The sequence below is a fragment of the Streptomyces sp. NPDC102259 genome (assembly GCF_044766465.1).
Lineage (GTDB): Bacteria > Actinomycetota > Actinomycetes > Streptomycetales > Streptomycetaceae > Streptomyces.
Window position 1 is genome coordinate 209962 of sequence record NZ_JBIWMA010000009.1, and the last position, 24237, is coordinate 234198.

The 24237-nt window shown below is 72.3% G+C and carries 23 protein-coding genes and 1 riboswitch; of the genes, 12 read left to right on the forward strand and 11 right to left on the reverse strand.

Going from position 1 to position 24237, the window contains the following annotated elements; translation table 11 throughout:
- Window positions 1–7: 7 nt before the first annotated feature.
- Both ACIRPU_RS22430 and ACIRPU_RS22435 read right to left on the reverse strand, forming a co-directional pair.
- On the reverse strand, window positions 8–451 hold the full coding sequence (locus ACIRPU_RS22430; RefSeq protein WP_384117332.1) for a carboxymuconolactone decarboxylase family protein: 444 nt from the start codon (window positions 449–451) through the stop codon (window positions 8–10).
- The gene (locus tag ACIRPU_RS22435) at window positions 448–966 is read right to left on the reverse strand and encodes a carboxymuconolactone decarboxylase family protein (RefSeq protein ID WP_384117335.1); all 519 of its coding nucleotides are present in this window, start codon (window positions 964–966) and stop codon (window positions 448–450) included. Before ACIRPU_RS22435 ends, ACIRPU_RS22430 begins: the two co-directional genes overlap by 4 nt.
- Before the next feature lie 47 nt (window positions 967–1013).
- Between ACIRPU_RS22435 and ACIRPU_RS22440 the strand changes: the two genes are divergently transcribed.
- Both ACIRPU_RS22440 and ACIRPU_RS22445 read left to right on the forward strand, forming a co-directional pair.
- The gene (locus tag ACIRPU_RS22440) at window positions 1014–2438 is read left to right on the forward strand and encodes a PLP-dependent aminotransferase family protein (protein ID WP_403869904.1); all 1425 of its coding nucleotides are present in this window, start codon (window positions 1014–1016) and stop codon (window positions 2436–2438) included.
- 32 nt (window positions 2439–2470) lie between these two features.
- Complete coding sequence (locus ACIRPU_RS22445) at window positions 2471–2959, forward strand: carboxymuconolactone decarboxylase family protein (protein WP_403869906.1); 489 nt, start codon at window positions 2471–2473, stop codon at window positions 2957–2959.
- A gap of 161 nt (window positions 2960–3120) precedes the next feature.
- Here the strand turns inward: ACIRPU_RS22445 and ACIRPU_RS22450 are convergent, their stop codons facing one another.
- The 5 genes from ACIRPU_RS22450 to ACIRPU_RS22470 all read right to left on the reverse strand — a co-directional run bounded on the left by ACIRPU_RS22450 (window position 3121) and on the right by ACIRPU_RS22470 (window position 10465).
- Window positions 3121–4299 (reverse strand): FAD-dependent oxidoreductase, encoded by a 1179-nt coding sequence (locus tag ACIRPU_RS22450; protein ID WP_403869909.1) that lies wholly within the window; start codon window positions 4297–4299, stop codon window positions 3121–3123.
- The gene (locus ACIRPU_RS22455) at window positions 4296–5879 is read right to left on the reverse strand and encodes a class I adenylate-forming enzyme family protein (protein ID WP_403869912.1); all 1584 of its coding nucleotides are present in this window, start codon (window positions 5877–5879) and stop codon (window positions 4296–4298) included. The genes ACIRPU_RS22450 and ACIRPU_RS22455 overlap by 4 nt, the downstream gene beginning before the upstream one ends.
- Before the next feature lie 65 nt (window positions 5880–5944).
- Window positions 5945–7564 carry a benzoate-CoA ligase family protein gene (locus tag ACIRPU_RS22460; RefSeq protein ID WP_403869915.1) on the reverse strand — a complete coding sequence of 540 codons (1620 nt, stop codon included), beginning with the start codon at window positions 7562–7564 and terminating at the stop codon, window positions 5945–5947.
- Window positions 7561–9855 carry a chorismate-binding protein gene (locus ACIRPU_RS22465; RefSeq protein ID WP_403869918.1) on the reverse strand — a complete coding sequence of 765 codons (2295 nt, stop codon included), beginning with the start codon at window positions 9853–9855 and terminating at the stop codon, window positions 7561–7563. Before ACIRPU_RS22465 ends, ACIRPU_RS22460 begins: the two co-directional genes overlap by 4 nt.
- A 31-nt stretch (window positions 9856–9886) precedes the next feature.
- Window positions 9887–10465, reverse strand: a complete 579-nt coding sequence (locus ACIRPU_RS22470; RefSeq protein ID WP_403869921.1) for a hypothetical protein — start codon at window positions 10463–10465, stop codon at window positions 9887–9889.
- Between the two features lie 228 nt (window positions 10466–10693).
- Between ACIRPU_RS22470 and ACIRPU_RS22475 the strand changes: the two genes are divergently transcribed.
- Window positions 10694–11473, forward strand: coding sequence for a DUF3050 domain-containing protein (locus tag ACIRPU_RS22475; RefSeq protein ID WP_403869924.1), 780 nt, complete (start codon window positions 10694–10696; stop codon window positions 11471–11473).
- On the opposite strand, the gene ACIRPU_RS22480 is transcribed toward ACIRPU_RS22475, so the two are convergent.
- On the reverse strand, window positions 11454–12332 hold the full coding sequence (locus tag ACIRPU_RS22480; RefSeq protein WP_403870120.1) for a DMT family transporter: 879 nt from the start codon (window positions 12330–12332) through the stop codon (window positions 11454–11456). The genes ACIRPU_RS22475 and ACIRPU_RS22480 overlap by 20 nt on opposite strands.
- A gap of 130 nt (window positions 12333–12462) precedes the next feature.
- On the opposite strand from ACIRPU_RS22480, the gene ACIRPU_RS22485 reads away from it, so the two are divergent.
- The 5 genes from ACIRPU_RS22485 (at window position 12463) to ACIRPU_RS22505 (ending at window position 17789) form a co-directional block, all read left to right on the forward strand.
- Window positions 12463–12918 (forward strand): hypothetical protein, encoded by a 456-nt coding sequence (locus ACIRPU_RS22485; RefSeq protein WP_403869927.1) that lies wholly within the window; start codon window positions 12463–12465, stop codon window positions 12916–12918.
- A 32-nt stretch (window positions 12919–12950) separates the two neighbouring features.
- Window positions 12951–14138: a glutathionylspermidine synthase family protein gene (locus ACIRPU_RS22490; protein ID WP_403869929.1), complete on the forward strand. Its 1188-nt coding sequence runs from the start codon at window positions 12951–12953 to the stop codon at window positions 14136–14138.
- Window positions 14139–14345: 207 nt separating this feature from the next.
- A riboswitch (ZMP/ZTP riboswitch) is annotated at window positions 14346–14436 on the forward strand.
- A gap of 40 nt (window positions 14437–14476) precedes the next feature.
- Window positions 14477–15928 carry a glycine hydroxymethyltransferase gene (locus ACIRPU_RS22495; protein ID WP_403869932.1) on the forward strand — a complete coding sequence of 484 codons (1452 nt, stop codon included), beginning with the start codon at window positions 14477–14479 and terminating at the stop codon, window positions 15926–15928.
- Between the two features lie 81 nt (window positions 15929–16009).
- Window positions 16010–17023, forward strand: coding sequence for a tryptophan--tRNA ligase (trpS, locus tag ACIRPU_RS22500; RefSeq protein WP_385559841.1), 1014 nt, complete (start codon window positions 16010–16012; stop codon window positions 17021–17023).
- A 187-nt stretch (window positions 17024–17210) separates the two neighbouring features.
- The gene (locus tag ACIRPU_RS22505) at window positions 17211–17789 is read left to right on the forward strand and encodes a 2'-5' RNA ligase family protein (RefSeq protein WP_403869935.1); all 579 of its coding nucleotides are present in this window, start codon (window positions 17211–17213) and stop codon (window positions 17787–17789) included.
- 27 nt (window positions 17790–17816) lie between these two features.
- Here the strand turns inward: ACIRPU_RS22505 and ACIRPU_RS22510 are convergent, their stop codons facing one another.
- On the reverse strand, window positions 17817–18572 hold the full coding sequence (locus tag ACIRPU_RS22510) for a decaprenylphospho-beta-D-erythro-pentofuranosid-2-ulose 2-reductase (RefSeq protein WP_403869938.1): 756 nt from the start codon (window positions 18570–18572) through the stop codon (window positions 17817–17819).
- Entirely contained in the window at window positions 18569–19954 is a 1386-nt protein-coding gene (locus ACIRPU_RS22515) for an FAD-binding protein (RefSeq protein WP_403869941.1), read from the reverse strand. Before ACIRPU_RS22515 ends, ACIRPU_RS22510 begins: the two co-directional genes overlap by 4 nt.
- Window positions 19955–20086: 132 nt before the next feature.
- On the opposite strand from ACIRPU_RS22515, the gene ACIRPU_RS22520 reads away from it, so the two are divergent.
- From ACIRPU_RS22520 to ACIRPU_RS22530, 3 genes are all read left to right on the forward strand, one after another.
- A complete protein-coding gene (locus ACIRPU_RS22520) occupies window positions 20087–20596 on the forward strand; it encodes a phosphatase PAP2 family protein (protein ID WP_403869944.1) in 510 nt (169 codons plus the stop codon).
- Complete coding sequence (locus tag ACIRPU_RS22525) at window positions 20589–21542, forward strand: decaprenyl-phosphate phosphoribosyltransferase (protein WP_403869946.1); 954 nt, start codon at window positions 20589–20591, stop codon at window positions 21540–21542. The genes ACIRPU_RS22520 and ACIRPU_RS22525 overlap by 8 nt, the downstream gene beginning before the upstream one ends.
- A gap of 139 nt (window positions 21543–21681) precedes the next feature.
- Window positions 21682–22599 carry a YihY/virulence factor BrkB family protein gene (locus ACIRPU_RS22530; protein WP_403869949.1) on the forward strand — a complete coding sequence of 306 codons (918 nt, stop codon included), beginning with the start codon at window positions 21682–21684 and terminating at the stop codon, window positions 22597–22599.
- On the opposite strand, the gene ACIRPU_RS22535 is transcribed toward ACIRPU_RS22530, so the two are convergent.
- Window positions 22553–24058, reverse strand: a complete 1506-nt coding sequence (locus ACIRPU_RS22535; protein WP_403869952.1) for a D-alanyl-D-alanine carboxypeptidase — start codon at window positions 24056–24058, stop codon at window positions 22553–22555. The two genes, ACIRPU_RS22530 and ACIRPU_RS22535, sit on opposite strands and share 47 nt — an antisense overlap.
- On the opposite strand from ACIRPU_RS22535, the gene ACIRPU_RS22540 reads away from it, so the two are divergent.
- Entirely contained in the window at window positions 23997–24236 is a 240-nt protein-coding gene (locus ACIRPU_RS22540) for an SCO4848 family membrane protein (protein WP_355710194.1), read from the forward strand. The two genes, ACIRPU_RS22535 and ACIRPU_RS22540, sit on opposite strands and share 62 nt — an antisense overlap.
- Window position 24237: the final 1 nt, after the last annotated feature.

Sequence of the window (24237 nt, forward strand, 5' to 3'; positions counted from 1 at the left end):
ACCTCGCTCATGGCGTGTAACCCCCCGGAGGGATACGGCGGGCGACCATCACCCGGTTCCAGCTGTTGATGGCGGTGATCAGCGCGACGAGATGGGCGAGCCGAGGGGCGTCGAAGTGCCTGGCTGCCCGCTCGTACACCTCGTCGGGCACGAAGCCCCCGGTCAGCACGGTCACCGCCTCGGTGAGCGCGAGCGCGGCCCGCTCCCGCTCGTCGTAGACGTCCCCCGCCTCCTCCCACGCGCTCAGCAGATCGAGCCGCTTCTCGCTCACCCCGTGCTCGCGGGCGATCGTGAGGTGCATGTCGAGGCAGAACGCGCAGTGGTTGAGCTGCGAGGCGCGGATCACCACGAGCTCGGCGAGAGCGGGGTCGCCGAGCCCCTGCTTCGCGGCCGCGCTGAGCGTGGACATGGCCCGGCCGACCTCGCGGTCGAGGAGATTCGTACGGCTCATGCGTGCTGCCCCGGCCGGTAGTGCCCCGGCACCAGCCGGCAGGTCACGCCGAACCGGTTCCACGCGTTGATCACCGTGATCGCGGCGATCAGCTGCGCCAGCTCGGCCTCCTCGAAGTGCTTGGCGGCCCGCTCGTACACCGCGTCGGGCACGTAGCCCTCCGTCAGCACGGTCACCGCCTCCGTCAGGGCCAGCGCCGCGAGTTCCTTCTCGGTGTAGAAGTGCGCCGACTCCTCCCACGCGCTGAGCTGGATGATCCGCTCGACGCTCTCGCCCGCCGCGAGGGCGTCCTTGCTGTGCATGTCGACGCAGAGCGCGCAGTGGTTGATCTGCGAGGCGCGGACCTTCACCAGCTCGACCAGCTTCGGGTCGAGGCCCCTGCGGGCGGCGGCGTCGAGCCGGAGCATCGCCTTGAGGACCTCGGGGGCGTGCGCGGACCAGTTCAGCCGGGGGGTGTGCTCGGGGGCGTACGGAACCTGTTCGTCGGTGGTCGTGGGGTCTGCGTGCGTCGTCATGCCTTCGACCCTAGGAGCGGGGCAGCCCAGGAGTATGGTCCATTTCCATGGCGAGATCATGGGCCACTTTCGGCGTCGACCTGCATCTGGAACCGACCGGACCGCACCTGCGCCGGGGCCTGACCGACGCCCTGCGCGAGGCCGTCCGCAGCGGCCGGCTGCCCTCCGGCACCCGGCTCCCCTCCTCGCGCTCGCTCGCCGCCGACCTGGGCATCGCCCGCAACACGGTCGCCGACGCCTACGCCGACCTCGTCGCCGAGGGCTGGCTCACCGCCCGCCAGGGCTCGGGCACGAAGGTGGCCGAGCGCCGCGTCGTCCCGCCGTCGGGCGCGGTGCCCCCTCGCCCCGAGCGCCGCCGGCCCGCCTACGACCTGCGCCCCGGCACCCCCGACCTCGGGACCTTCCCGCGCGCCGAGTGGCTCAGGGCGGCCCGCCGCGCCCTCACCACCGCCCCCTCCGACGCCCTCGGCTACGGCGATCCCCGCGGCCGCGTCGAACTGCGCGCCGCCCTCGCCGGCTACCTCTCCCGCGCCCGCGGCGTACGCGCCGACCCCGAACGCATCGTGGTGTGCGCCGGGTTCGCGCACGGACTGAGACTGCTCACCACCGTCCTGCGGGCACGCGGGGTGCGCACGATCGCCGTCGACTCGTACGGGCTGGACGAGCACTGGAGGCTCCTGGCGGCGGCGGGGCTGACCACGACGCCGCTGCCCGTCGACGAACGGGGCACGGACACCGGCCGGTTGAAGGACGCGGGCGCGGTCCTGCTCACCCCCGCCCACCAGTTCCCGATGGGCGTGCCCCTGCACCACGACCGGCGGGCGGCCGTCGTGGACTGGGCACGGCACACCGGCGGGCTGGTCCTGGAGGACGACTACGACGGCGAGTTCCGCTACGACCGCCAGCCCGTCGGCGCCCTCCAGGGCCTGGACCCCGACCACGTGGTGTACCTGGGCACCGCGAGCAAGTCGCTGGCCCCCGGCCTGCGCCTGGGCTGGATGGCGCTGCCGCCGGACGTCGCGGAGGAGGTCGTCGCGGCCAAGGGCGGGGTGGACACCTGCGGGGTCCTGGACCAGCTGACACTCGCGGAGTTCCTCACGTCGGGCGCGTACGACCGGCACGTCCGGGCGGCGCGCACCCGCTACCGCCGACGCCGTGACGCACTGGTCGCGGCGCTCACCGCGCACGCCCCGGCGATCCGCGTCACCGGCATCGCGGCGGGTCTGCACGCTGTCCTGCGGCTCCCGCCCGGCACGGAGGAGGCGGTGGTGCGGGCGGCGGCCTACCAGGGCCTGGCGGTCGACGGCCTCATCCCCCGCTACCGCCATCCCGACGCGGTCACCGAGCCCCTCGACGCCCTGGTCGTCGGCTACGGCACCCCGCCGGACCACGCCTGGTCCGGCGCGCTGGACGCGTTGTGCGCGGCGCTTCCCTTCGGCGAGAACGGTTCCGGAATTCCTTTTCCCGGATAGATTTCCCGGCCGCAGGGGAATACAGTCTCCCCATGACGAACAATAATTCCGTGTCCCGTGTGGCGCTCAAGAGGATAACCCCCGATGTTTCCGCCGCGATGGGCTCCCTGCACGGCGCCGCCGTTATCGCCGCCCAGGACGCCAAGGTCGAACCCGAGATCCTGGAACTGGTCAGGATCCGCGCCTCACAGCTCAACGGCTGCGCGTTCTGCCTCGACATGCACACCAAGGACGCCCGCGCCCAGGGCGAGGCCGAGCAGCGGATCTACGCCCTGAACGCCTGGCGGGAGACCCCCTTCTTCAGCGAACGGGAGCGCGCCGCACTGGCGTTGACCGAGGCGGTGACCCTGGTGCACGACGGGCAGGTGCCGGACGCGGTGTACGCCGAGGCCGCGGAGGTCTTCGACGAGGCACAGGTCGCGGCGCTGATCTGGGCGGCCACGGTCATCAACGCGTACAACCGGATCGCCGTCGCGACACGCATGGTCCCGGGGGCTTACCAGCCCGCAAAGAAGCAATAGAGAAGCAGTGGAGAAGTAATCCGAAAAAAATGGAGAAGGAATGCGGAATTCGGGCATCGGCGATATCTGCCGATGCCCGTGGTGTGTGCGTCCTAGGAATGCGGAAGCGGCTCCCACAATTCGTCTCTCCGAGTGCAGGTCGTGTGGTCGACGTGTCCTCCTCAGTACTTCCCGCCCGCCACCGCCGGCGCCCCGCCCCGGGGTCCGTACGGCGCGTGCTCCAGCCATGAGCCGCACGCGGGCAGCACGGGAGCGAGGGCCGCCGCCGCACGCTGCCTGAGCCGTACGGTCCGGCGCCGTGGCCGCAGATGCTCCAGGGCGGCCCCGGCCGCCTCGCTGTTGAACAGCCCCGCGGCCCGCCGTACGTCCGCGAACGCGGCCACCGCCTCCGGCGCGCCGGCGGCCACGGCCCGCGCGGCCGCCGCCGCGTCGGCGATCCCGCTGTTCATGCCCCGCGCGCCGAACGGCGGAAACAGATGAGCGGCCTCGCCGACGAGCAGCACCCGCCCGTGCGGGTCCGTGAACGAGGCCGCGACCTTGCGCAGGAAGCGGTACGTCGACACCCACAGGATCCGCTCCGCGTACCCGTCGCCCACCACCCCCGGCAGCCACTCCCGCACGGCGTCCTCGGTCCCGTACACCTCCTCCGCATCGTCGTCACGGCACTGGAGGTCCACCTGGAAGCCGCCGGTGAACGGCACCCGCATCACACTGCGGCCCCCGACGCCCGGATGCTCGTAATGGAAGACCCGCTCCAGCGGCAGCTCGGCGCCCGGCACGTCCGCCACGTCGACGACGACATGGAAGCCCTCGCCGCGCACGCCCTCCATGGGGATGCCCAGCGCGCCCCGGACGGCCGAGCGGGCGCCGTCGGCGGCGACGACGTACCCGGCGTCCCATTCCCGGCCGTCCTCGCCGGCCAGCGTGACGCCGTTCCCGGACGTTCGTACACCGCGGACCCGCGCGTCCCAGACGAAGTCCACCCCCGCCCGCTCGCACGCGGCGCGCAGGAAGCGCTCGGTGTCCAGCTGACGCAGGCTCGTGAACGGCGGCAGCCCGGAGAGGGGCGGGAAGGTCCGCGCGTACACCTCGCGGCCCCGGTAGAGGGTGCGCCGGGTGTGCCAGGTCCGGCCGTACGCCGTGATCTCGGCGGCCAGCCCCGGGGACATCCCGTCGAGCAGCCGCAGGGTCTCCCGGTGCACGAACAGGGCACGGCTGCCCGGCCGTTCACGGTTCTCGTGGTCCGCCTCCAGGAGCACGACCGGCAGCCCGCGCGCGCGCAGGGCGAGCGCGGCCGACAGGCCGACCGGACCCGCGCCCACCACGATCACGGGATTCACGCGCGCACGCTCGCCCGGGTCTGGGTCAACTGGGTCAGCATCCGGGTGATCTCCCCCCGCTTCACCTTCCAGGTCGCCGTCATCGGCAGCTCCTCGAACCGCCACTGGCGCGGCGCGGCCATCGCGGGCAGATCGGCGGTCGCCTCCCGCCAGCGCTCCGGGTCGAGGGGCTGCTCGCCCCGCACGCACACCACCGGCACCGGCTCACGGTCCGCGCCGGCCACGATCACGACCTCGCGGAGCTCCTCCAGCCGCTCCATCAGCGCGTCCTCGACCGCCAGATTGCTGTGCACGGCGTCGATCCGGTCCACCTCCCGGTCGATCAGATGCAGCGCGCCCAGGCGGCTCATGTATCCCATGTCGCCCATCTGCCACCACCCGCCGTCGAGTTGACGCTCGTACTGCGCCCGCGCGCCGAGGTAGGTGAGGATGCGGCCCCTGGTGCGGGCCTCGATCCGCCCGGGGGTGCCGGGGGCGACCGGCCTGCCGTCGGGGTCCGCGACCCGGACCCGGGTGAAGCCCGGGATCCCGATCCCCACCCGACGTCCGTCCGCCCGCTCCACGCTGCGCCGGGTGAACCACTGGAACGCGACGGGCCCGGTCTCGCTCTGCCCGTACAGCTGGATCAGCCACGGGGCACGCCGGCGCGAGGCGCCCAGCAGCCGCCGTACCGTGCGCGGATGGATCGCGTCGAACGTGGAGCCGTACGACTTCACCCGGGACAGCGGAGCACCGGGCGCGTCGGCCAACTCCTCCCACAGCACGAAGGTGTTGGGATGCGTCTCGACGATGCCGGGGCGGTGCCGGACCAGCAGCGGTCCCACGCTCGCCGGGTCCGGGTCGGTGATCAGCACGAGCGGGCTGCCGAAGTGCAGCAGGACGCCGAGCAGATGGTAGAAGCGCGAGTGCACGAACGACATGTGCAGCGCGGCGGTCTCGCCCCGGGTGGGCCAGCCCATCGCCTTCTGCGGCACCAGCCGGTTCCACATCGTGTTCGGGCAGTGCACGGCCAGCTTGGGGACGCCGGTGGTGCCCGAGCTGTGGGTGATCAGGGCGGGCTCACGGGGGTGCAGCCGGACGGGAGCGGGCGGCTCGGCGCCGGCGTACTGCGCCAGGGGCTCGGCGCCCGGCGCGTCGTCCACGGAGAGGATCCGGCGCACCCGCGCGTCGATGCCGGCCTCCTTCAGCGGCCCGGCCAGCTTGGCCCGGTCGGTGATCAGCCAGGGCTGCCGCAGCCGTTCGAGCAGCTGCCCGACGACGGGGCCGGCCAGACCGGGGGAGAGGAGTACGGGGACCGCGCCGATACGGGAGACCGCGCAGGTCAGCAGCACGATGTCGACGTTGTCCGTCTTGTGTACGACCACCTGCTCCGAGGGCCGCACCCCGGCCGCCCACAGCCGGCCCGACAGCTCCTCGACCACGTCGGCCAGGCCGTCGTAGTCGAGGTCGACCCCGAGGGAGGGGTGGGTGTCCAGCGGCCGGTCCAGGGTGACGAAGACGGCTCCGTGCCGGTCGGCCGCCCGCCGGAACAACGGACCCAGGTAGAACCCGCGGTCGGCGAGCAGGGATTGCTGCGACATGTGGCTGTTCCTCTCAGACACGGACCCGGACCCGGACATGGACCCGGACACGGACCCGGACCCGGTCACCACGCCCCCTGGCGCACCAGGTGGCGGCGGAGCTTTCCGGTGGGAGTACGGGGCAGCGACGCGACGAAGCTGACACTGCGCGGCACCTTGAACGCGGCGAGCCGCTCCCGCGCGAGCGCGACGAGCTCGTCCTCCAGCCGCGCCAGACCGGTGGGGCCGGCGGGGGAGGCGGTGGGGGCTGTGGGGGCCGTGGGGACGACGAAGGCGCGCAGGCGGGTGCGGCCCCGGCCGTCCGGGACGGCGGCGACCGCGACCTCGCGGACCGCCGGGTGGGCGCGCAGAGCGGCCTCCACCTCCAGCGGGGAGACGGTGATCCCGCCGACCATCTCCATGTCGTCGGTGCGGCCCAGGTGGCGGTAGGAGCCGTCCGGTTCGCGGCGCGCCCGGTCGTGGGTGGCCAGCCAGCCGCCGACCAGCGTGCGCCGCGTCTCCTCGGGCCGGTTCAGATACCCGGGCGTCACCGTCGGCCCGCGCACCCACAGCTCCCCCTCCGCACCGTCCGGCACGGGCCGCCCGGCACGGTCGCGCAGCTCCACCTCGAACCCCGGCACGGGACGCCCCACGGTGCCCGGACGGTCGTGGCCGAGACTGTTGGCACAGAAGGCGTGACCGGCCTCGGTCGAACCGATCTGCTCCAGCACCGGCGCGCCGAGCAGCTCGGTGATCTGTCCGCCGAGCCCGTCCGGCAGGCCCTCGCCGGCCGACACCGCGACGCGCACCGAGGCGAAGCAGGCCGTGTGACCGCCGCCCCGGTCGGCGACCAGCGCCGCGTACGCCGACGGCACGGAGTAGAGCAGGCTCACCCGGTGCCGGGCGACGAGTTCGTCGACGGCGGCGGGTGTCGGACGCCGGTCCACCAGGACGGCGCTGGAGCCGGAGAAGAGCGGGAAGACGAAGGCGTTGCCGAAGCCGTACGCGAAGTACAGCTTGGACACCGACAAGGTGACGTCCTCCTCGGTGATTCCGAGCAGCCGCCGGCCGATGAGCTCGTGGTACGTCCCCGGATCGCCGTGCGTGTGCACGACGCCCTTGGGGCGGCCCGTGGTGCCGGAGGTGTACTGCACGTACAGCGGTGTCCGCGCGTCCACCGGGTGGGCGGCGGCCGGCTCGGCGGCGGGCGCGAGCGCGAGGAGCTGGTCGGAGCCCAGGCGCGCCCGGTCGGCGAAACGGTCCTCGAGAGCCGGCCCCGTCACGCACAGCGCGGCGTCGACGTCCTCGGCCATGAACGCGTGCTCGGCCGCGGGCAGTTCGGGATTGACCAGGACGGCCACGGCCCCGAGCCGGGCGACGCCGAGGAAGGCCGCGACCCACGCGATCCCGTCGGGCAGCGCCAGCAGCACCCGGTCCCCGGCCCGCACCCCGTGCCCCGCGAGCACCCCGGCGGCCCGCGCCCCCAGGTCATGCGCCTCACCGTGGGTCCACACCTGGTGCCCCTGATGAAACGCGGGCCGCCCACCCCACCCACGCCGCTCGGCGAGCGAGGCGAGATCCGCGGCGAGGTTGCCGACACCGACACCGACGCCGACACCGGCGCCTGCACCGACCCCCCGGCCCCCGGAACCACCGGGCGACCTCGTCGTGGGCTGCGAAGCCGTCGTGGGCTGTGACGTGGTCATCGGGCGGCGCCCTTCGCGGTGGCCGGGCCGGGTGCGGGGGGCGTGCCCCGGGAGCGGCCCGCGCCCGCCCGCCCCGGCGCTCCGGGCGCCCGGGTCGGCGCCGCGCCGTGCTCCCGCAGGGCCCGCATCTGCGCGGCCGTCTTCAGCAGCATCTCGTCGTACTCCGCGACCGGATCGGAGTCCAGGACGATCGCGCCCCCGGCCCCCATCCGCAGCAGACCGTCGGCCAGGACGGCCGTGCGGATGACGATGTTCAGGTCCGCGCCGCCGCTGCACCCCAGATAGCCGAGGGCGCCCGCGTACACGCCCCGCGCCTCCGTCTCGAGACCGTCGATGATCTCCAGCGTGCGCTGCTTCGGCGCCCCCGTCATCGACCCGCCGGGGAAGCAGGCGCGTACGCAGTCCACCGCGTCGGTGCCCGCGCGCAGCCGGCCCTCGACGGTGGAGACGAGCTGGTGCACGGTGGCGTACGTCTCGGTGGCCATGAGCCGGGAGACCCGCACGGTCCCGGTCCGGCAGACCCGCCCCAGATCGTTGCGGAGCAGGTCGACGATCATCAGGTTCTCGGCGCGGGTCTTGGCGTCCGCCGCCAGCTCGTCCCTGAGCCGGGCGTCCTCCAGCGGACCGGCACCGCGCGGCGCGGTCCCCTTGACGGGCTTGGCCTCGGCGACGCCGTCCCGGGTGATCCGCAGGAAGCGTTCGGGCGAGGAGCCGGCCACGTCGAGGTCGCCGAACTTCAGGAAGGCCGCGTACGGCGCGGGGTTGACGCGGCGCAGCACCCGGTAGAAGCCGTAGGCGTCGTCCGGAGCGGGTAGGACGGCGGCGTCGGTCAGACAGATCTCGTAACTGGTGCCCGCGGCGAGCTCGCGCCGGCAGGCCGCGATGTCCGCGAGGTACGTCGCCCGGTCCCGCACCAGCCAGGGCTCGACCTCACCCACGCCCGCCTCACCGCTCCCGAGCCCCGCCCCGCTCACCGCGAGGGCACCGGCGGCACCGACCGCCTCGACGCCACCGGCGGCACCGACGGCACGGTCTGCCGGGCGGTCCGCCGGGGTCTCGGCGGGCAGTGAGGTGAGCCGGGCCAGCGTGGTCTCGAGCCAGTCGGTGGCCTCGTGGGTGGCGTGCGGGGTGTCCTCCGCCAGACAGACCGCGTAGGTGAAGCCCTTCTCGTGGTCCACCGCGATCAGCCGGTCGGCGAACAGCCAGCAGGCGTCCGGGGTGGTGGAGCGATGCCGGTTCGGGGAGCCGCAGTCGGCCTTCGTCTCGTAGCCGAAGTAGCCGACATAGCCGCCGGTGAAGTCGAAGGGGAGCCCGGTGGCGTCGACCCGACGGTTCGCCAGCTGCCGCTTGAGATAGTCGAAGACGCTCGCCCGGACCTTGCGCGTCGGCCGCCCCGCCCGCTCGATCTCGCAGCGGCCGGCCTCGACGTCGTACCGGACGAACTCGGCGAGCGGACCGCTGTCGTCGCCGAAGAAGGAGAAGCGGGAGAGTCCCCGCTCGACCCGGGAGCTGTCCAGCCAGAACGCCCGCGGCGAGTCGGCGTACAGCCGGGTGAAGGCGGCCTCCGCGTCGATCGCCTCGGCGATGCGGCGGGTGTGCAGCCGATGGACGGGCCGGTCGGCACGGCGCGGGTGGGGGACGGTCGTCCTGGGGCTCGGCATCGCCGCCGCGTCCGGGGTGACCGCGGTGTTCTTCGTACGCGTCTTGCGGGCCCGCTCGGCCGTCAGGTTCCGGAAGTTCACGAGCATCCGGTGGCCGTACTCGGTGAGCACCGACTCCGGGTGGAACTGCACGCCCCACAGGGGCCGTTCGCGGTGCCGCAGCCCCATCAGGACGCCGTCCTCCGCCCAGGCGGTGGCCTCCAGGGAGGCGGGCAGCGGCTCGCGTACGGACAGCGAGTGGTAGCGGACGGCGGTGAAGTTCTGCGGCAGACCCTGGAACAGGTCCCGTCCGTCGTGGCGGACGGCCGACAGATGCCCGTGCCGCGGCTCCGGGGCGGGCGCCACCCGGCCGCCCTCCCCGTGCGCGATGCCCTGGTGGCCGAGGCAGACCCCGAGCACCGGCACCGGGGACTCGGCGAGCACTCTCGCGCTGATGCCGAAGTCACGCTTCTTCGACGGATGCCCGGGTCCGGGCGACACCACCACGTTGTCGAAGGCGGCGATATCGGGAACGGCGTCCGCGGCGGCGTCATTGAGGATCACCACCGGTTCCTCGCCGTTGACCTCGGCGATCAGTTGGAACAGGTTGTACGTGTACGAGTCGTAATTGTCGATGAGCAGGGTCTTCACCCGCCCACCTCCTCGGGGTCGTTCTCGGGTGCTACGCGGTCCGTCGTTTATGCCGTCCACGAAGCGCTTGGAGCGGTGGATACAGCCATTTCTTGAAGAAACGCTGAAGGCGTGGCATGAGAATCCAGGTGACAAGGGCCGTCACGCACAGGCAGAGCAGCAGTGTGCGAATGAACGGATTGAGGCCACCGAGATAGGGAAGCGCGATCAGATTAAAGAGGAGCACGGGCGGGAAAACCGCGCTCATATTCACAAACCATAACTTCCATTTCGACGGCGGGGCCGGCGCCCTGGGTGCGGGGGTCTGGGAGTCGAACCAGGCCTTGGAGCCGCGCACGCTTCTGCGGTCCGTCTGCCGGGCGATGCCCAGCGCCCGCTCGTCCCACTCCACCCTGGCGGCCGAGTCCTCCCAGGCCCGCGCCGTGCCTTCGGTCGCGAAGCGATAGACCACATGCCACTCCGCCTCTCCATCGACAAGTACACCGCCCCCCAGGAAGCCGGGTTGCCGTGCGCTCGCGCCCAGCATGGCCCACCCCCAGGAGTGGAAGTCGGCCTCGCGGCCCGGCACCACGCGATATGCGGAGGTGACGGTGACGGGATTACTGGTCACACCGTCGAGTACGCAGCAGAGAGCGCTTGCGTTCACAGGTTCTTCAAACTTCTACAACTGTCTCGTCCTGTCCGGAACGCGGCTTTTCATCGTCTTTTCAGCGGTCTTGAGTCCTTCTGTCGAACGGTACTGTCGGTAACCTTTCCGGGATTCCTGGAAGCGCTTGCCGGTAAGTCGAGAGAAGTGCACGATCGAGCCTCCGGCGAATTTCCTGATCGAAGGAGAACCATGTCCAGGTACGACTGGAGCCTCACTCACGAGGGAATCGAACAGGCTCGTTCCGCAATAGAACCGATCCGAAAGGAAGTGACCGCCCACCCGATCTATCAGCGGATGAGCAGCCGTGCGGACCTGGCGGTCTTCATGACGCACCACGTGTTCGCGGTCTGGGACTTCATGTCCCTGCTCAAGTCGCTCCAGCGGGACCTCACCTGCGTCGACGTCCCCTGGGTGCCGCGCGGCTCCGCGGTCAGCCGGCGGCTCATCAACGACATCGTCCTCGTCGAGGAGAGCGACGAGCTGAACGGCGGCTTCACCAGCCACTTCGAGCTGTACCGCGCGGGCATGGACGAGGCGGGCGCCCCCACGGCCCGGATCGACACCTTCATCGCGCTGATCGCCGAGGGCCACGACGTGCCGTCGGCGCTGCGGGTCGCCCAGGTCCCCGCCCCCGCGGCCGAGTTCGTGCGCACGACCTTCCAGATCATCGCCGACCGGCCGCTGCACTGCCGGGCCGCCGCCTTCGCCTTCTCCCGGGAGGACCTCATCCCGGACATGTTCGACCAGGTCATCGAGAAGGAGGGCACCGACCGGCTCCCGCTCTTCCGTGACTACCTGGCCCGCCACATCGAGGTGGACGGCGAGGAGCACACCCCCATGGCCATGCAGATGGTCGCCGACCTCTGCGGCACGGACGACACGCGCTGGCAGGAGGCCGTCGAGACGGCCATCCTCGCGCTGGAGGCGAGGATCCGCCTGTGGGACGGCATCACGGCGACGATGGCCTGACCGGCGGCTCCGGCGCCGGCTCCGATGCCGACCCCGCCGGCGGTGCCGTTTCGGGCGCCTCACCGAACCGGGCCAGCGCCAGCGCCCCCGCCACCGCGACCGCGAAACCGAGCACGGCCAGCCAGCCGAGCCCCTCCCGGGTGCGGTCGCCCAGCCACACCACGCCCACCAGCGCGGGGCCGATCGTCTCGCCGATCACTATCCCGGCCGTGGCCGTCGTCACCGACCCCCGCTGGAGAGCCGTCGTCAGCAGCAGGAACGCGGCGCCGCCCCCCAGCAGCAGGGCGTACAGCGCCGGGTCGGTGAGCAGCTCCGCCGGGTCGAGCGAGTCGATCAACCGCACCGCCACCTCGACCACCCCGAACCCGAAACCGGCCCCGAGCCCCAGCACCAGCGCCCGTCCGCGTCCGGTCAGCCGCCTTCCGGCCAGCCCCAGCAACAGCACCCCGGCCGCCGCGCCGAGCATCACCCACGGCAACGCCGGCGGCCCGCTCTCCTCGCCCTCCGTCCCCGCCGCCACTCCCAGCATCGCCAGTCCCGCGCACACCACCCCCACCGCGGCCCACTCGGTCCGGCTCAGCCGTACCCTCAGCAGCCGCGCCGCGACCACCGCCGTCACCGCCAGGCTGGCGGCGAGGGCCGCCCCCACGGCGTAGATCGGCACCGAGCGCAGCGCGGCGATCTGGAACACGAACCCCAGCCCGTCCAGCCCGAGGCCCGCCAGATAGCGCCACTGCCGCACCGCCCGCAGCAGCAGCGCCGCGTCCCCGCCGCTTCCGCCGGCGGCCGCCCGCGCCGCCATCGCCTGAAGCACCGTCGCCGTACCGAAGCAGACCGCCGCGCCGAGGGCGCACACCATTCCGAAGAGCACGAAAGGACTGTAGGGGAACGGCTCGTGGGCGGGCCGCCTTCGGCCGCTCCCGGCACGGTGTCTAGGCTGACGGCCGGAAATCGTCGTAGGGGCGATGCGGCGAACGGGGAGACGGAACATGGCGGACGCGCGTCGGAGACTTCGCTCGGGCACGGTCGTGCTCGGCGGCATGGGAGTGCTCGCGGCGGCCCTGTCCGCCTGCTCCTCCGAGCCCGACAAGCGCTGCGTCGACCGCGACAGCTACAACCTCACCAAGGGCTACAAGGTCGTCGCCGACAAGAACTGCAAGTCCACGTCCGGCACGTCCGGCAAGGCGGGCAAGTCCGCCACGGCCGCCACGGACGACGCCTGGTACTACGGCGGCGACAAGAAGGGCTCCTGGGTCGACGGCGGCTCCTTCACCAAGCCGGGCAAGGGGTCCAGCGGCTCGACCGGCTCGAGCAGCAGCAGCGGAGGCAGCAGCAGCGGCAGCAGTGGCGGCGGCGGAGTCGACCGGAACGGCTTCGGCGGCGACAGCGACAGCGGCAGCGGTGTCGGCAAGGGCAGCTCCGGCAAGGGCAGCTCCGGCGGCTGAGCGCCCGAGCGGCTGAACAGGACACCGGCACCGTGCGACGTCACAGCATCGAACCCCGCCCCGACTGGCAGCGGACCGTCGAGGAACAGGGTCTCGTCTACCCCCTCACCCGTCACCCCGACGGCGGCCTGCGCCCCTACTGGGACGAGAGCGCCTACTACGTCTTCACCCTCGACGAGGTCGAGGCGCTGGAGGGGACCGTCGAGGAACTGCACACCATGTGCCTGGCGGCGGCCGCCCACCTCGTCGAGTCCGACCGTCTCGCCGACCTCGGCATCACCGACCCGCGGATCGCGGCGGCGGTCGCCGAGGCCTGGCGCCGGCGCGATGAACTACCGTCCGTCTACGGTCGTTTCGACCTCCGCTACGACGGCACGGGACCGGCGAAACTCCTGGAGTACAACGCCGACACCCCCACCTCGCTCGTGGAGGCGGCCTCCCCCCAGTGGTTCTGGATGGAGGAACGATTCCCCGGCGCCGACCAGTGGAACTCCCTCCACGAACGCCTGATCGCCGCCTGGAAGAAGCAGGCCCCCCTGCTCCCGCCCGGCAGCCCGCTCTTCTTCGCGCACTCCTCGCAGGACGAGCTGGGCGAGGACCTCATGACGGTCGCCTACCTCAAGGAGACCGCCGAGCAGGCCGGCCTGGACACCGACTGGATCTCCATGGAGGAGATCGGCTGGGACCCGCTGTCCGGCCGCTTCGTCGACCGGCAACTCCGCTTCATCCGCAGCTGCTTCAAGCTCTACCCCTGGGAGTGGCTGACCAGCGACCGCTTCGCCGGCCATGTCCTCGACACCCTCGACAACGGCGGCGGCACCGGCACGACGTTGTGGATCGAGCCGGCCTGGAAGATGCTCCTCAGCAACAAGGCGCTGCTGGCCGTCCTGTGGGAGCTGTACCCCGGGCACCCCAACCTCCTCCCCGCCTACCTCGACGGCCCCCGCGAGCTGGCGACCACCACCGGCTACGCGGCCAAGCCGCTGCTGGGCCGCGAGGGCGCCGGCGTCACCCTGCACGAGCCGGGCGGCGATCCCGCCCCGCGCACTGACGAGGCCTGCTGCTACCAGCAGTTGGCGCCCCTCCCCGCGTTCGACGGCAACCACGTCGTCCTCGGCGCGTGGATGGTGGAGGACGAGTCGGCCGGCCTCGGCATCCGCGAGTCCTCCGGCCTGATCACGGACGAGTACGCCCGCTTCCTGCCCCACGTGATCCTCTAGACCTCCGGGCGTCCAGACCTCCAGACCTCCAGACCGCCAGACCGCCAGACCGCCGGGCCTCCGGGCCCTTTCGAGACCCCGGATCCCCGCCCCCCCTGATCCGGGGGGGGCGCTCCGGATCCGCTGGAGGTGTGGTCCTGCGCGGGTCCGACGTCGCTCGCATGGTGGACGCCGGACCTTGGGATTCGGACGTGGCCGGTAGGCTGGCGAGCGGGCCGTGACTGGCGCGCTGGGATGGGACGGACCATCGGGGAGCGGCCTGTGAGCGACAAGAGTGCCGTGCGCCTGGGCCAGACCGAGCACCGTGACCGCACGCCACGCCCCCGGAGGCCGACGACATGTCCGAGCAGCAGTCCCTCTCCACCGAGTCCACCGCCTTCCGTGCCGCACTCGACGTGATCCGCGCCGTCGAGCCGCGCGTCGCCGACGCCATCGGCCAGGAGGTCCACGACCAGCGCGAGATGCTCAAGCTGATCGCCTCGGAGAACTACGCCTCCCCGGCCACCCTCCTCGCGATGGGCAACTGGTTCAGCGACAAGTACGCCGAGGGCACCATCGGCCGCCGCTTCTACGCCGGCTGCCGCAACGTCGACACCGTCGAGGCGCTGGCCGTCGAGCACGCCCGCGAGCTCTTCGGCGCCCGCCACGCCTACGTCCAGCCGCACTCCGGCATCGACGCCAACCTCGTCGCCTTCTGGTCCGTCCTCGCCGACCGCGTGGAGGTCCCCTTCCTCCAGAAGACCGGCGTCCGCCAGGTCAACGACCTCTCCGAGGCCGACTGGGCCGAGCTCCGCCAGGCCTTCGGCAACCAGCGCATGCTCGGCATGTCCCTGGACGCGGGCGGTCACCTCACCCATGGCTTCCGCCCGAACATCTCCGGCAAGATGTTCGACCAGCGCTCCTACGGCACCGACCCGGCCACCGGCCTGATCGACTACGAGGCCCTGCGCGCCTCGGCCCGCGACTTCAAGCCGCTGATCATCGTCGCGGGCTACTCCGCGTACCCCCGTCTGGTGAACTTCCGGATCATGCGCGAGATCGCCGACGAGGTCGGCGCGACCCTCATGGTCGACATGGCCCACTTCGCCGGCCTGGTCGCGGGCAAGGTCCTGACCGGCGACTTCGACCCGGTCCCGCACGCCCAGATCGTGACGACCACCACCCACAAGTCGCTGCGCGGCCCGCGCGGCGGCATGGTTCTGTGCGACGACTCGCTCAAGGACCAGGTCGACCGCGGCTGCCCGATGGTCCTCGGCGGCCCGCTCCCGCACGTCATGGCCGCCAAGGCCGTCGCTCTGGCGGAGGCCCGGCAGCCGTCCTTCCAGGACTACGCCCAGCGCATCGTCGACAACTCCCGCGCCCTCGCCGAGGGCCTGACACGGCGCGGCGCGACCCTGGTGACCGGCGGCACGGACAACCACCTGAACCTGATCGACGTCGCCTCCTCCTACGGCCTCACCGGCCGCCAGGCCGAGGCGGCGCTGCTCGACTCGGGCATCGTCACCAACCGCAACGCCATCCCCGCCGACCCGAACGGCGCCTGGTACACCTCCGGCATCCGCATCGGCACGCCGGCGCTGACGACGAGGGGTCTCGGGACGGCCGAGATGGACGAGGTGGCGTCCCTGATCGACCGGGTCCTCACCACGACGGAGCCGGGCACGACGAAGTCGGGCGCCCCCTCGAAGGCCGCCCACGTCCTGGACGCGAAGGTCGCGGACGAGATCTCCCGGCGGGCGACCGACCTGGTGGCGGGCTTCCCGCTGTACCCGGAGATCGACCTCGGCTGACCCCGGCGGCGCCCCGGGCGGCCCCCATGGCCGCCCGGGACCCGTTCCGGGCGGTCTCCGCGCTCTGAGACAATGATGAGCATGGCCTCTGACCGACCCCGCGTGCTCTCCGGAATCCAGCCCACCGCAGGCTCGTTCCACCTCGGCAACTACCTCGGCGCCGTCCGCCAGTGGGTGGCCCTCCAGGAGACCCACGACGCGTTCTACATGGTCGTCGACCTGCACGCGATCACGGTCCCGCAGGACCCGAAGGAGCTCAGCGCGAACACGCGGCTGGCCGCCGCCCAGCTGCTCGCGGCCGGTCTCGACCCGGACCGCTGCACGCTGTTCGTCCAGAGCCACGTCCCCGAGCACGCCCAGCTCGCCTGGGTCATGAACTGCCTCACCGGGTTCGGCGAGGCGAGCCGGATGACCCAGTTCAAGGACAAGTCCGCCAGGCAGGGCGCCGACCGCGCCTCCGTGGGCCTGTTCACGTACCCGATCCTCCAGGTCGCGGACATCCTGCTGTACCAGGCCGACGAGGTCCCGGTCGGTGAGGACCAGCGCCAGCACATCGAGCTGACCCGCGACCTCGCCGAGCGCTTCAACGGCCGCTTCGGCGAGACCTTCACGATCCCGAAGCCGCACATCCTGAAGGAGACGGGCAAGATCTACGACCTCCAGGACCCGTCGATCAAGATGAGCAAGTCGGCGTCCACGCCGAAGGGCCTCATCAACCTGCTCGACGACCCGAAGGCGACCGCGAAGAAGGTCAAGAGCGCGGTCACGGACACCGACACGGTCGTCCGCTACGACACCGAGAACAAGCCCGGCGTCAGCAACCTGCTCGGCATCTACTCGACGCTGACCGGCACCGGCATCCCCGAGCTGGAGCAGCGGTACGAGGGCAAGCTCTACGGCGCGCTCAAGACGGACCTCGCCGAGGTCGTCGTCGACTTCGTGACGCCGTTCCGGGACCGCACCCAGCAGTACCTGGACGACCCCGAGACGCTCGACTCGATCCTGGCCAAGGGCGCGGAGAAGGCGCGCGCCGTCGCCGCGGAGACCCTCTCCCAGACGTACGGGCGCGTGGGCTTCCTGCCCGCGAAGCACTGAGCGGCGCTCGGAAGCACGCGGTAGCACTCCGGGCGCACCGCACATCTGTTCCTCCGGGCAGAGCGCTGCACATCACTTTCCCTGCGCCTGCCCAGAGCACAGCTGTGGCCGTACAGTCGATAGCCGTACGACTGAGTACGAACCCGGCACCACACCCCGCCATGACGACATGACGACAGGAGAAGACGTGGGGACCGTAACGATCGGCGTGTCGATCGCGGTCCCGGAGCCTCACGGCAGCCTGCTCCAGGAGCGGCGCCTGGGCTTCGGCGACGCCGCGGCTCACGGCATCCCCACGCACGTCACGCTGCTGCCGCCGACCGAGGTCGGGTCGGGCGCGCTGCCGGCCGTCGAAGCGCACCTCACCGAGGTCGCCGCGGCCGGCCGCCCCTTCCCGATGAGGCTGTCCGGCACCGGCACCTTCCGGCCCATGTCGCCGGTGGTCTACGTGCGGGTCGTCCAGGGCGCGGAGACCTGCGCCTGGCTCCAGCACCGGATCCGGGCCGCCTCCGGGCCGCTGACCCGCGAGCTCCAGTTCCCCTACCACCCGCACGTCACCGTCGCGCACGGCATCGACGACGCGGCGATGGACCGGGCCTTCGAGGAGCTCGCCCACTACGAGGCCGCGTGGTCCTGCACCGGCTTCGCCCTCGCCGAGCAGGGCGCCGACGGCGTCTGGCGCAAGCTGCGCGACTACGCCTTCGGGGGCGCGGTCGTACCCCCGCAGGCCGCCCACGTCGACCGCGGCTCGCTGCCGACCCGCTAGCGGCCCGCCCGGTACTTCCGGCAGGCTCTAGACCGGCAGCCTGCGGAACAGCCCGCGGGGCGCGTGGCGCAGCAGCGACATCACCACGCGCAGCACGCCCGGCACCCACACCGTCTCCGAGCGGCGCCGCAGCCCCAGCTCGACGGCCGTGGCGACCGCCTCCGGGGTGGTCGCCAGCGGCGCCTCCGCGAGCCCCGCGGTCATCTTGGTCCGGACGAACCCGGGGCGTACGACCATGACGTGCACGCCCGTGCCGTGCAGCGCGTCCCCCAGCCCCTGGGCGAAGGCGTCGAGGCCCGCCTTGCTGGAGCCGTAGATGAAGTTCGAGCGGCGGGCCCGTTCGCCGGCGACGGAGGACAGGACGACCAGGGAGCCGTGGCCCTGGGTCTGCAGGGCGCGCGCGGCGACCAGCCCCGACGACACCGCCCCCGTGTAGTTGGTCTGCGCGACGCGCACCGCGGCCGCCGGGTCGCGCTCGTCGTTCGCCTGGTCGCCGAGGACGCCGAAGGCGAGCAGCACCGCGTCGACGTCGCCCTCGGCGAAGACCTTGCCGAGGACCGCCTCGTGGGACTCCGGATCGAGCGCGTCGAAGGGGACGGTGTGCACGTCCGCCCCCAGGGTGCGCAGCTCGGCGGCGGCCGACTCCAGGGCGGGCGACGGGCGGCCGGCCAGCCACACCGTGCGGGTGCGGCGGGCGATCAGACGGCGCGCGGTGGCCAGCGCGATCCCGGACGTGCCGCCGAGGACGAGAAGGGACTGGGGGAGGCCGAAGGCGTCCTTCATGGTGACTCCTGGAAGTTGAGCCGGCGGGCGAGGTCCGACACGAACACTCCGCGCGGGTCCAGCTCCGCGCGCAGCGCGCGGAAGTCGTCGAGGCGCGGGTACATCGCGCTGAGCAGTTCGGGGCGCAGCCGGGAGTCCTTGGCGAGGTAGACGCGGCCGCCGGCGGTGGCCACCTCCTCGTCCAGCTCGTCGAGGAAGGCGCCGAGGCCGGGCAGTCCGGCCGGGATGTCCACGGCGAGGGTCCAGCCCGGGCGCGGGAAGGAGAGCCAGCCGGGGTCGGCGTCCCCGAACCGTTTGAGGACGGCGAGGAAGGACGGGCAGCGGCGGGCGGAGATGCGCCCCACGATCCGGCGCAGGGTGTCCTCCTGGCCGTACCCCACGACGAACTGGTACTGCACGAAGCCGTCGCGGCCGTAGACGCGGTTCCAGTGCGGGACGCCGTCGAGGGGGTGGAAGAAGGCGGACAGGCTCTGGAGTTCGCCGGTGCGCGCGCGTGGCGCTCCGCGGTACCAGAGCTCGTTGAACAGTCCGACGGTCGTGCGGGTGAGCAGGCCGCTCGGCAGGAACGCGGGAGCGGCCGGGAGCCGGGGCGGGCGGAACGCGAGCGGGGCCCTGCGCGCGCGGGCGGGCAGCGCGTCCAGGGGCGCGTGCTCGCCACGGGTCAGGACGGCGCGTCCGGTGGCGGCCCCGCGCGCGAGGAGGTCGATCCACGCGACCGAGTAGCGGTGGCGGTGGTCGCCGGCCGTCAGCCGGGCCATCAGGTCGTCGAGGTCGGCGGCCCGCTCGGTGTCGACCGACATCAGGGACGTCCCGACCGGCTGGAGCCGGATCCTGGCCGTCAGGACGACGCCGGTCAGGCCCAGGCCGCCGGCGGTCGCGTCGAACAGGTCGGTGCCCTGGTCCACCGTGCGGATCGTGCCGTCCGCCGTGAGCAGTTCGAAGGACAGCACATGACGGGTGAAGGACCCGGACACATGGTGGTTCTTGCCGTGGATGTCGGCGCCGATCGCGCCGCCCACGGTCACGTACCGGGTGCCGGGGGTCACGGGCACGAACCAGCCGAGCGGCAGCAGGACTTCCATGAGCCGGTGCAGGGAGACCCCCGCGTCGCACAGGACGCTGCCGTCGGCGGCGTCGATGACATGGATCCGGTCCAGGCCGGTCAGGTCGATCACGGCACCGCCGGCGTTCTGCGCCGCGTCCCCGTACGCCCGCCCCAGGCCCCTGGGGATGCCTCCGCGGGGCCCGCAGTCCCGCACGGCCGTCACGGCCTCCGCGTAGGTCCGGGGGCGGACCAGGCGCGCGGCGGAGGGAGCGGTACGGCCCCATCCCGTGAGGGAGACGTTCTCGGCGGCGGTCGCGGTAGGGGTCTCGGCAGACATGCTGGTGACCGTATCGCCTCTATATGGGCGATTTATTTTGAAACATGCATGGCTCCCCGAAATGGGTGATTAATGGGATGTCGCTCAATATTGCCGGAGTTCCGACGGTGCAGGCGTGAACAGTGAGTCCACATGGACGAACTCGACGACCTGGACCACAGGATCCTCACGGCGCTCCACGCCCGGGGCGCGGACCCACGCGTCGCCCGCGTCGCGTGCGCCCTCTCCTGGGCGGGCGAGCACGGCGCCCTGTGGCTCGCGGCGGGCGTCGTGGGAGCCGCCGTCGACGGCTCCCGGCGCGGCTCCTGGCTGCGCGCCACCGCGCTCACCGCGGGCGCGCACGCCGCCAGCATGGGAGTGAAACGCATCGTCCGGCGCCCGCGCCCCGCCCACGTCGAACCCCTCGTGCGCACCGCGGGACGGCACTCCTTCCCCAGCTCGCACGCGACCTCCGCCACGGCCGCCGCCGTCGCCTACGGCTCACTCGGGGCGTACGCCGCCGCGCCGATCGCCGCCGCGATGTGCCTCTCCCGCCTGGTCGTCGGCGTCCACCACCCCTCCGACGTGGCGGCGGGCGCGGCGCTGGGCGCGGCCACCGCGCGGTTGGGGGCGCGCTGGATGAGAGAGGGCCACCATGGCTGAGGCACTGCTCCACCGGCAGCGCGCGCACCGCCCGCCGGCTCCCCGGCCCCCGAGCGACCGCCCCGGCACCCTCGTCGGCGGCCTCCTGCGCACCACCCGCCCCAAGCAGTGGGTCAAGAACATCCTGGTCGTCGCCGCCCCCGCCGCGGCCGGCCGGCTCTTCTCCCTGCACGCACTCGGCCAACTCGCCCTCGTGTTCGCGCTGTTCACCGCCTGCGCCGCCGCCGTCTACCTGATCAACGACGCCCGTGACGCCGACGCCGACCGCGCCCACCCCACCAAGCGGCACCGCCCGATCGCCGCCGGACAGGTCCCGGTGCCCGTCGCGTACGGCGTCGCGGGCGCCCTCGCGGTCCTCGCCCCGGCCGCCGCGGCCTCGGTGACGACCCCCGCCGTCGCGGGGCTCCTCATCGCCTACCTGGGCATGCAACTGGCCTACTGCGTCAGCCTGAAGCACGTCCTGGTCGTCGACCTGGTCGTCGTCACGACCGGCTTCCTGATGCGCGCCATGGCGGGCGGACTCGCCCTGGGGATCCCGCTCTCCCGCTGGTTCCTGATCACCACCGGGTTCGGGGCGCTGTTCATGGTCTCCGCCAAGCGCTACTCCGAGGCCGTCCAGCTGGCCGGCACCGCGGGCGCCACGCGCGTGCTGCTCACCGAGTACACCACCGGCTACCTGCGCTTCGTCTGGCAGCTGGCGGCCGGCGTCGCCGTGCTCGGCTACTGCCTGTGGGCCCTGGAGGAGGGCGGCGTCCCGCACACGAGCGTGCTGCCCTGGCGCCAGCTGTCCGTGGTCGCCTTCATCCTGGCGGTCCTGCGCTACGCCGTCTTCGCCGACCGGGGCACCGCGGGCGAGCCCGAGGAGGTCGTCCTGGGCGACCGCGCCCTCGCCCTGATCGGCCTGGCCTGGCTTGCCATGTACGGGCTGGCGGTGGCCGACTGGTGAGCCACGCGCGCGCGGCGCGACCGCGTGGCACCGCACCGGCCACCCTCCCGCGATTCCGGGGTACCCGAACCCTGGTGTTCCGCGGGATTCGCCTCGGCGATATCCGCGTCGTTCCTCCGGACAGGGGCAGAGTCGGATCATGGACTGGCTGAAGAAGCTCCCCGGCATCGGGCCGTGGATCGCGCGCCTCATGGCCACGCACGCGTGGCGGTCGTACGAGCGCCTCGACCGGGTGAAGTGGACGCGGCTGGCCGCCGCCATGACGTTCGTCAGCTTCGTCGCGCTCTTCCCGCTGCTGACCGTGGCCGCCGCCGTCGCCGCCGCCACGCTGAGCGATTCCCGGCAGCAGGAGCTCCAGGACAAGATCGCCGACCAGGTCCCCGGCATCTCCGACCAGCTGGACATCAACGGCCTGGTCCAGAACGCGGGCGCCATCGGGCTCATCGCCGGTGCGCTGCTGCTGCTCACCGGCATCGGCTGGGTCGGCCAGATGCGGGACTGTCTGCGCGCCGTCTGGGAGCGGCCCGACGACGACGAGAACCCCGTCCTGCGCAAGGCCAAGGACACCGGCGTCCTCGTCGGCTTCGGCGGCGCCGTCCTGCTCACCCTCGCCATCTCCACCGTCGCCTCGGCGCTGGTCGGCTGGATCACCGAGCAGTCCGGCATCGACAAGGAGGGCTGGGGCACCGTCCTGCTGCGCGTCGCCGCGTTCTCCGTCGCCGTCCTCGCCGACTTCCTGCTCCTGCTGTACGTCCTCACGCTGCTGCCCGGCGTCGAACCCCCGCGCCGCCGCCTCGTCGTCGCCGCGCTCATCGGCGCCGTCGGCTTCGAACTGCTGAAGCTGCTGCTGAGCGGCTACATGCAGGGCGTGGCCGCCAAGAGCATGTACGGCGCGTTCGGCGTGCCCATCGCCCTGCTGCTGTGGATCAACTTCACCTCGAAGCTGGTCCTGTACTGCGCGGCCTGGACGGCGACGGGCAGCGTCCCCGACAACCCCCGGGACATCGACGTCAGAGACGACGTCGTACCAGGTCCGGCAGCGGCCAGCGGCGGTTGACGAGATACCCGCCGCCCGCGAGCAGCACCAGCAGGCCGCCGGCGATCGCCAGCGCGATCCACATGCCGCCCGAGCCGTCCTCGGTCACCGAGCCCGCCACCGGCTTCGCCGACACGTCCCCGGCGCCGCCCGCCTGCCCGGACCCCTCGGATGCCGACGGGTTGGCGCCGGGCTGCGCGCTGGCCTGCGCGGCGCCCTTCGGCGCGACCAGCTCACCGACCGGCGTCACCTTGCCGGCCGCCTGGAAACCCCAGTCCAGCAGGGCGGCGGTCTCCTTGTAGACCTCGTTGTGGTCGGTCTTCGACGGGTTCATGACCGTCACGAGCAGCACCTTGCCGTTGCGCTCGGCCACGCCGGTGAAGGTGGCGCCCGCGTTGGTGGTGTTGCCGTTCTTGACGCCCGCGATGCCCGGGTACTGCGAGATGTCGTAGTCGCCGCTGAGCAGCCGGTTGGTGTTCTGGATCTCGAAGGTCCCGCGGGTCGTCTTGCCCTTCTTGTTCTTCGTCGTCTCGCCGGGGAACTTGGCCGTGACGGTCGAGCAGTACTCCCGGAAGTCCTGCTTCTGCAGTCCCGAGCGGGCGAACAGCGTCAGGTCGTACGCGGAGGAGACCTGGCCGGAGGCGTCGTAGCCGTCCGGGGAGACGACGCTCGTGTCGAGGGCCTGGAGCTCCTCGGCGTGCTCGTTCATGTCCTTGACGGTCTCCGCGATGCCGCCGTTCATCTGCGACAGGACGTGCACGGCGTCGTTGCCGGAGCGCAGGAAGACGCCGAGCCACAGATCGTGGACCGTATACGTCTCGCCCTCCTTTATGCCGACGAGGCTGGAACCGGCCCCCATGCCGGCCAGGTCCTTCGCCTCGACCTTGTGCACGGTGTTCTTGGGGAACCTCGGCAGCACGGTGTCGGCGAAGAGCATCTTCATCGTGCTCGCCGGGGGCAGCCGCCAGTGCGCGTTGTGCGCGGCGAGCACGTCCCCCGACTCGGCGTCGGCGACGATCCACGACCGCGCGGTGAGGTCCTTCGGCAGCACCGGCGCGCCACCCGCGATCGCCACCTGCGTCCCGGCCTGCCCGAGCCGCGTGCCGCCCACGGACGACATGTTGGCCGGGGGAGTGACCGACGGGGAGGCGGACGCGGACGGCGATCCGGACGGCGAGGCCGATCCGGACGGCGAGCCGGACGCCGCCGGGGACGGTGAGGGGCTCGGCGCCGCGAGCGAGGCGGGCGCGGTGAGCGCGAGGGACGCGAGAATCGCGGAGGTGACCAGCAGGGATCGCCTGACGGTCTGCTTCATGGGTGCGGGCACGACGGAGAACGTACCTGGCACACGACGGGAAGTCCCGTCACCCTCCCCACCCCGGTCACGGAACCGGACAACCGCCGGTGATACTGAACCCATGAAGCTCAGCCGCCCCATCTCCTGGTTCCTGCTCGCCTTCGGGGTGTGGAGCTGGGTCATCTGGGTCACTTTCGTCAAGAACCTGGTCAAGGACAGCAGCGGACTCGCGTTCGACGACGGCGATCCCACGGCGTACTTCTGGGTGCATCTGACGCTCGCCGTCGTCTCCTTCCTCTTGGGGACGGTCGTCGGGGCCATCGGGTTGCGCGGTCTACGCGCACTGCGGCAGGCGTCATAGC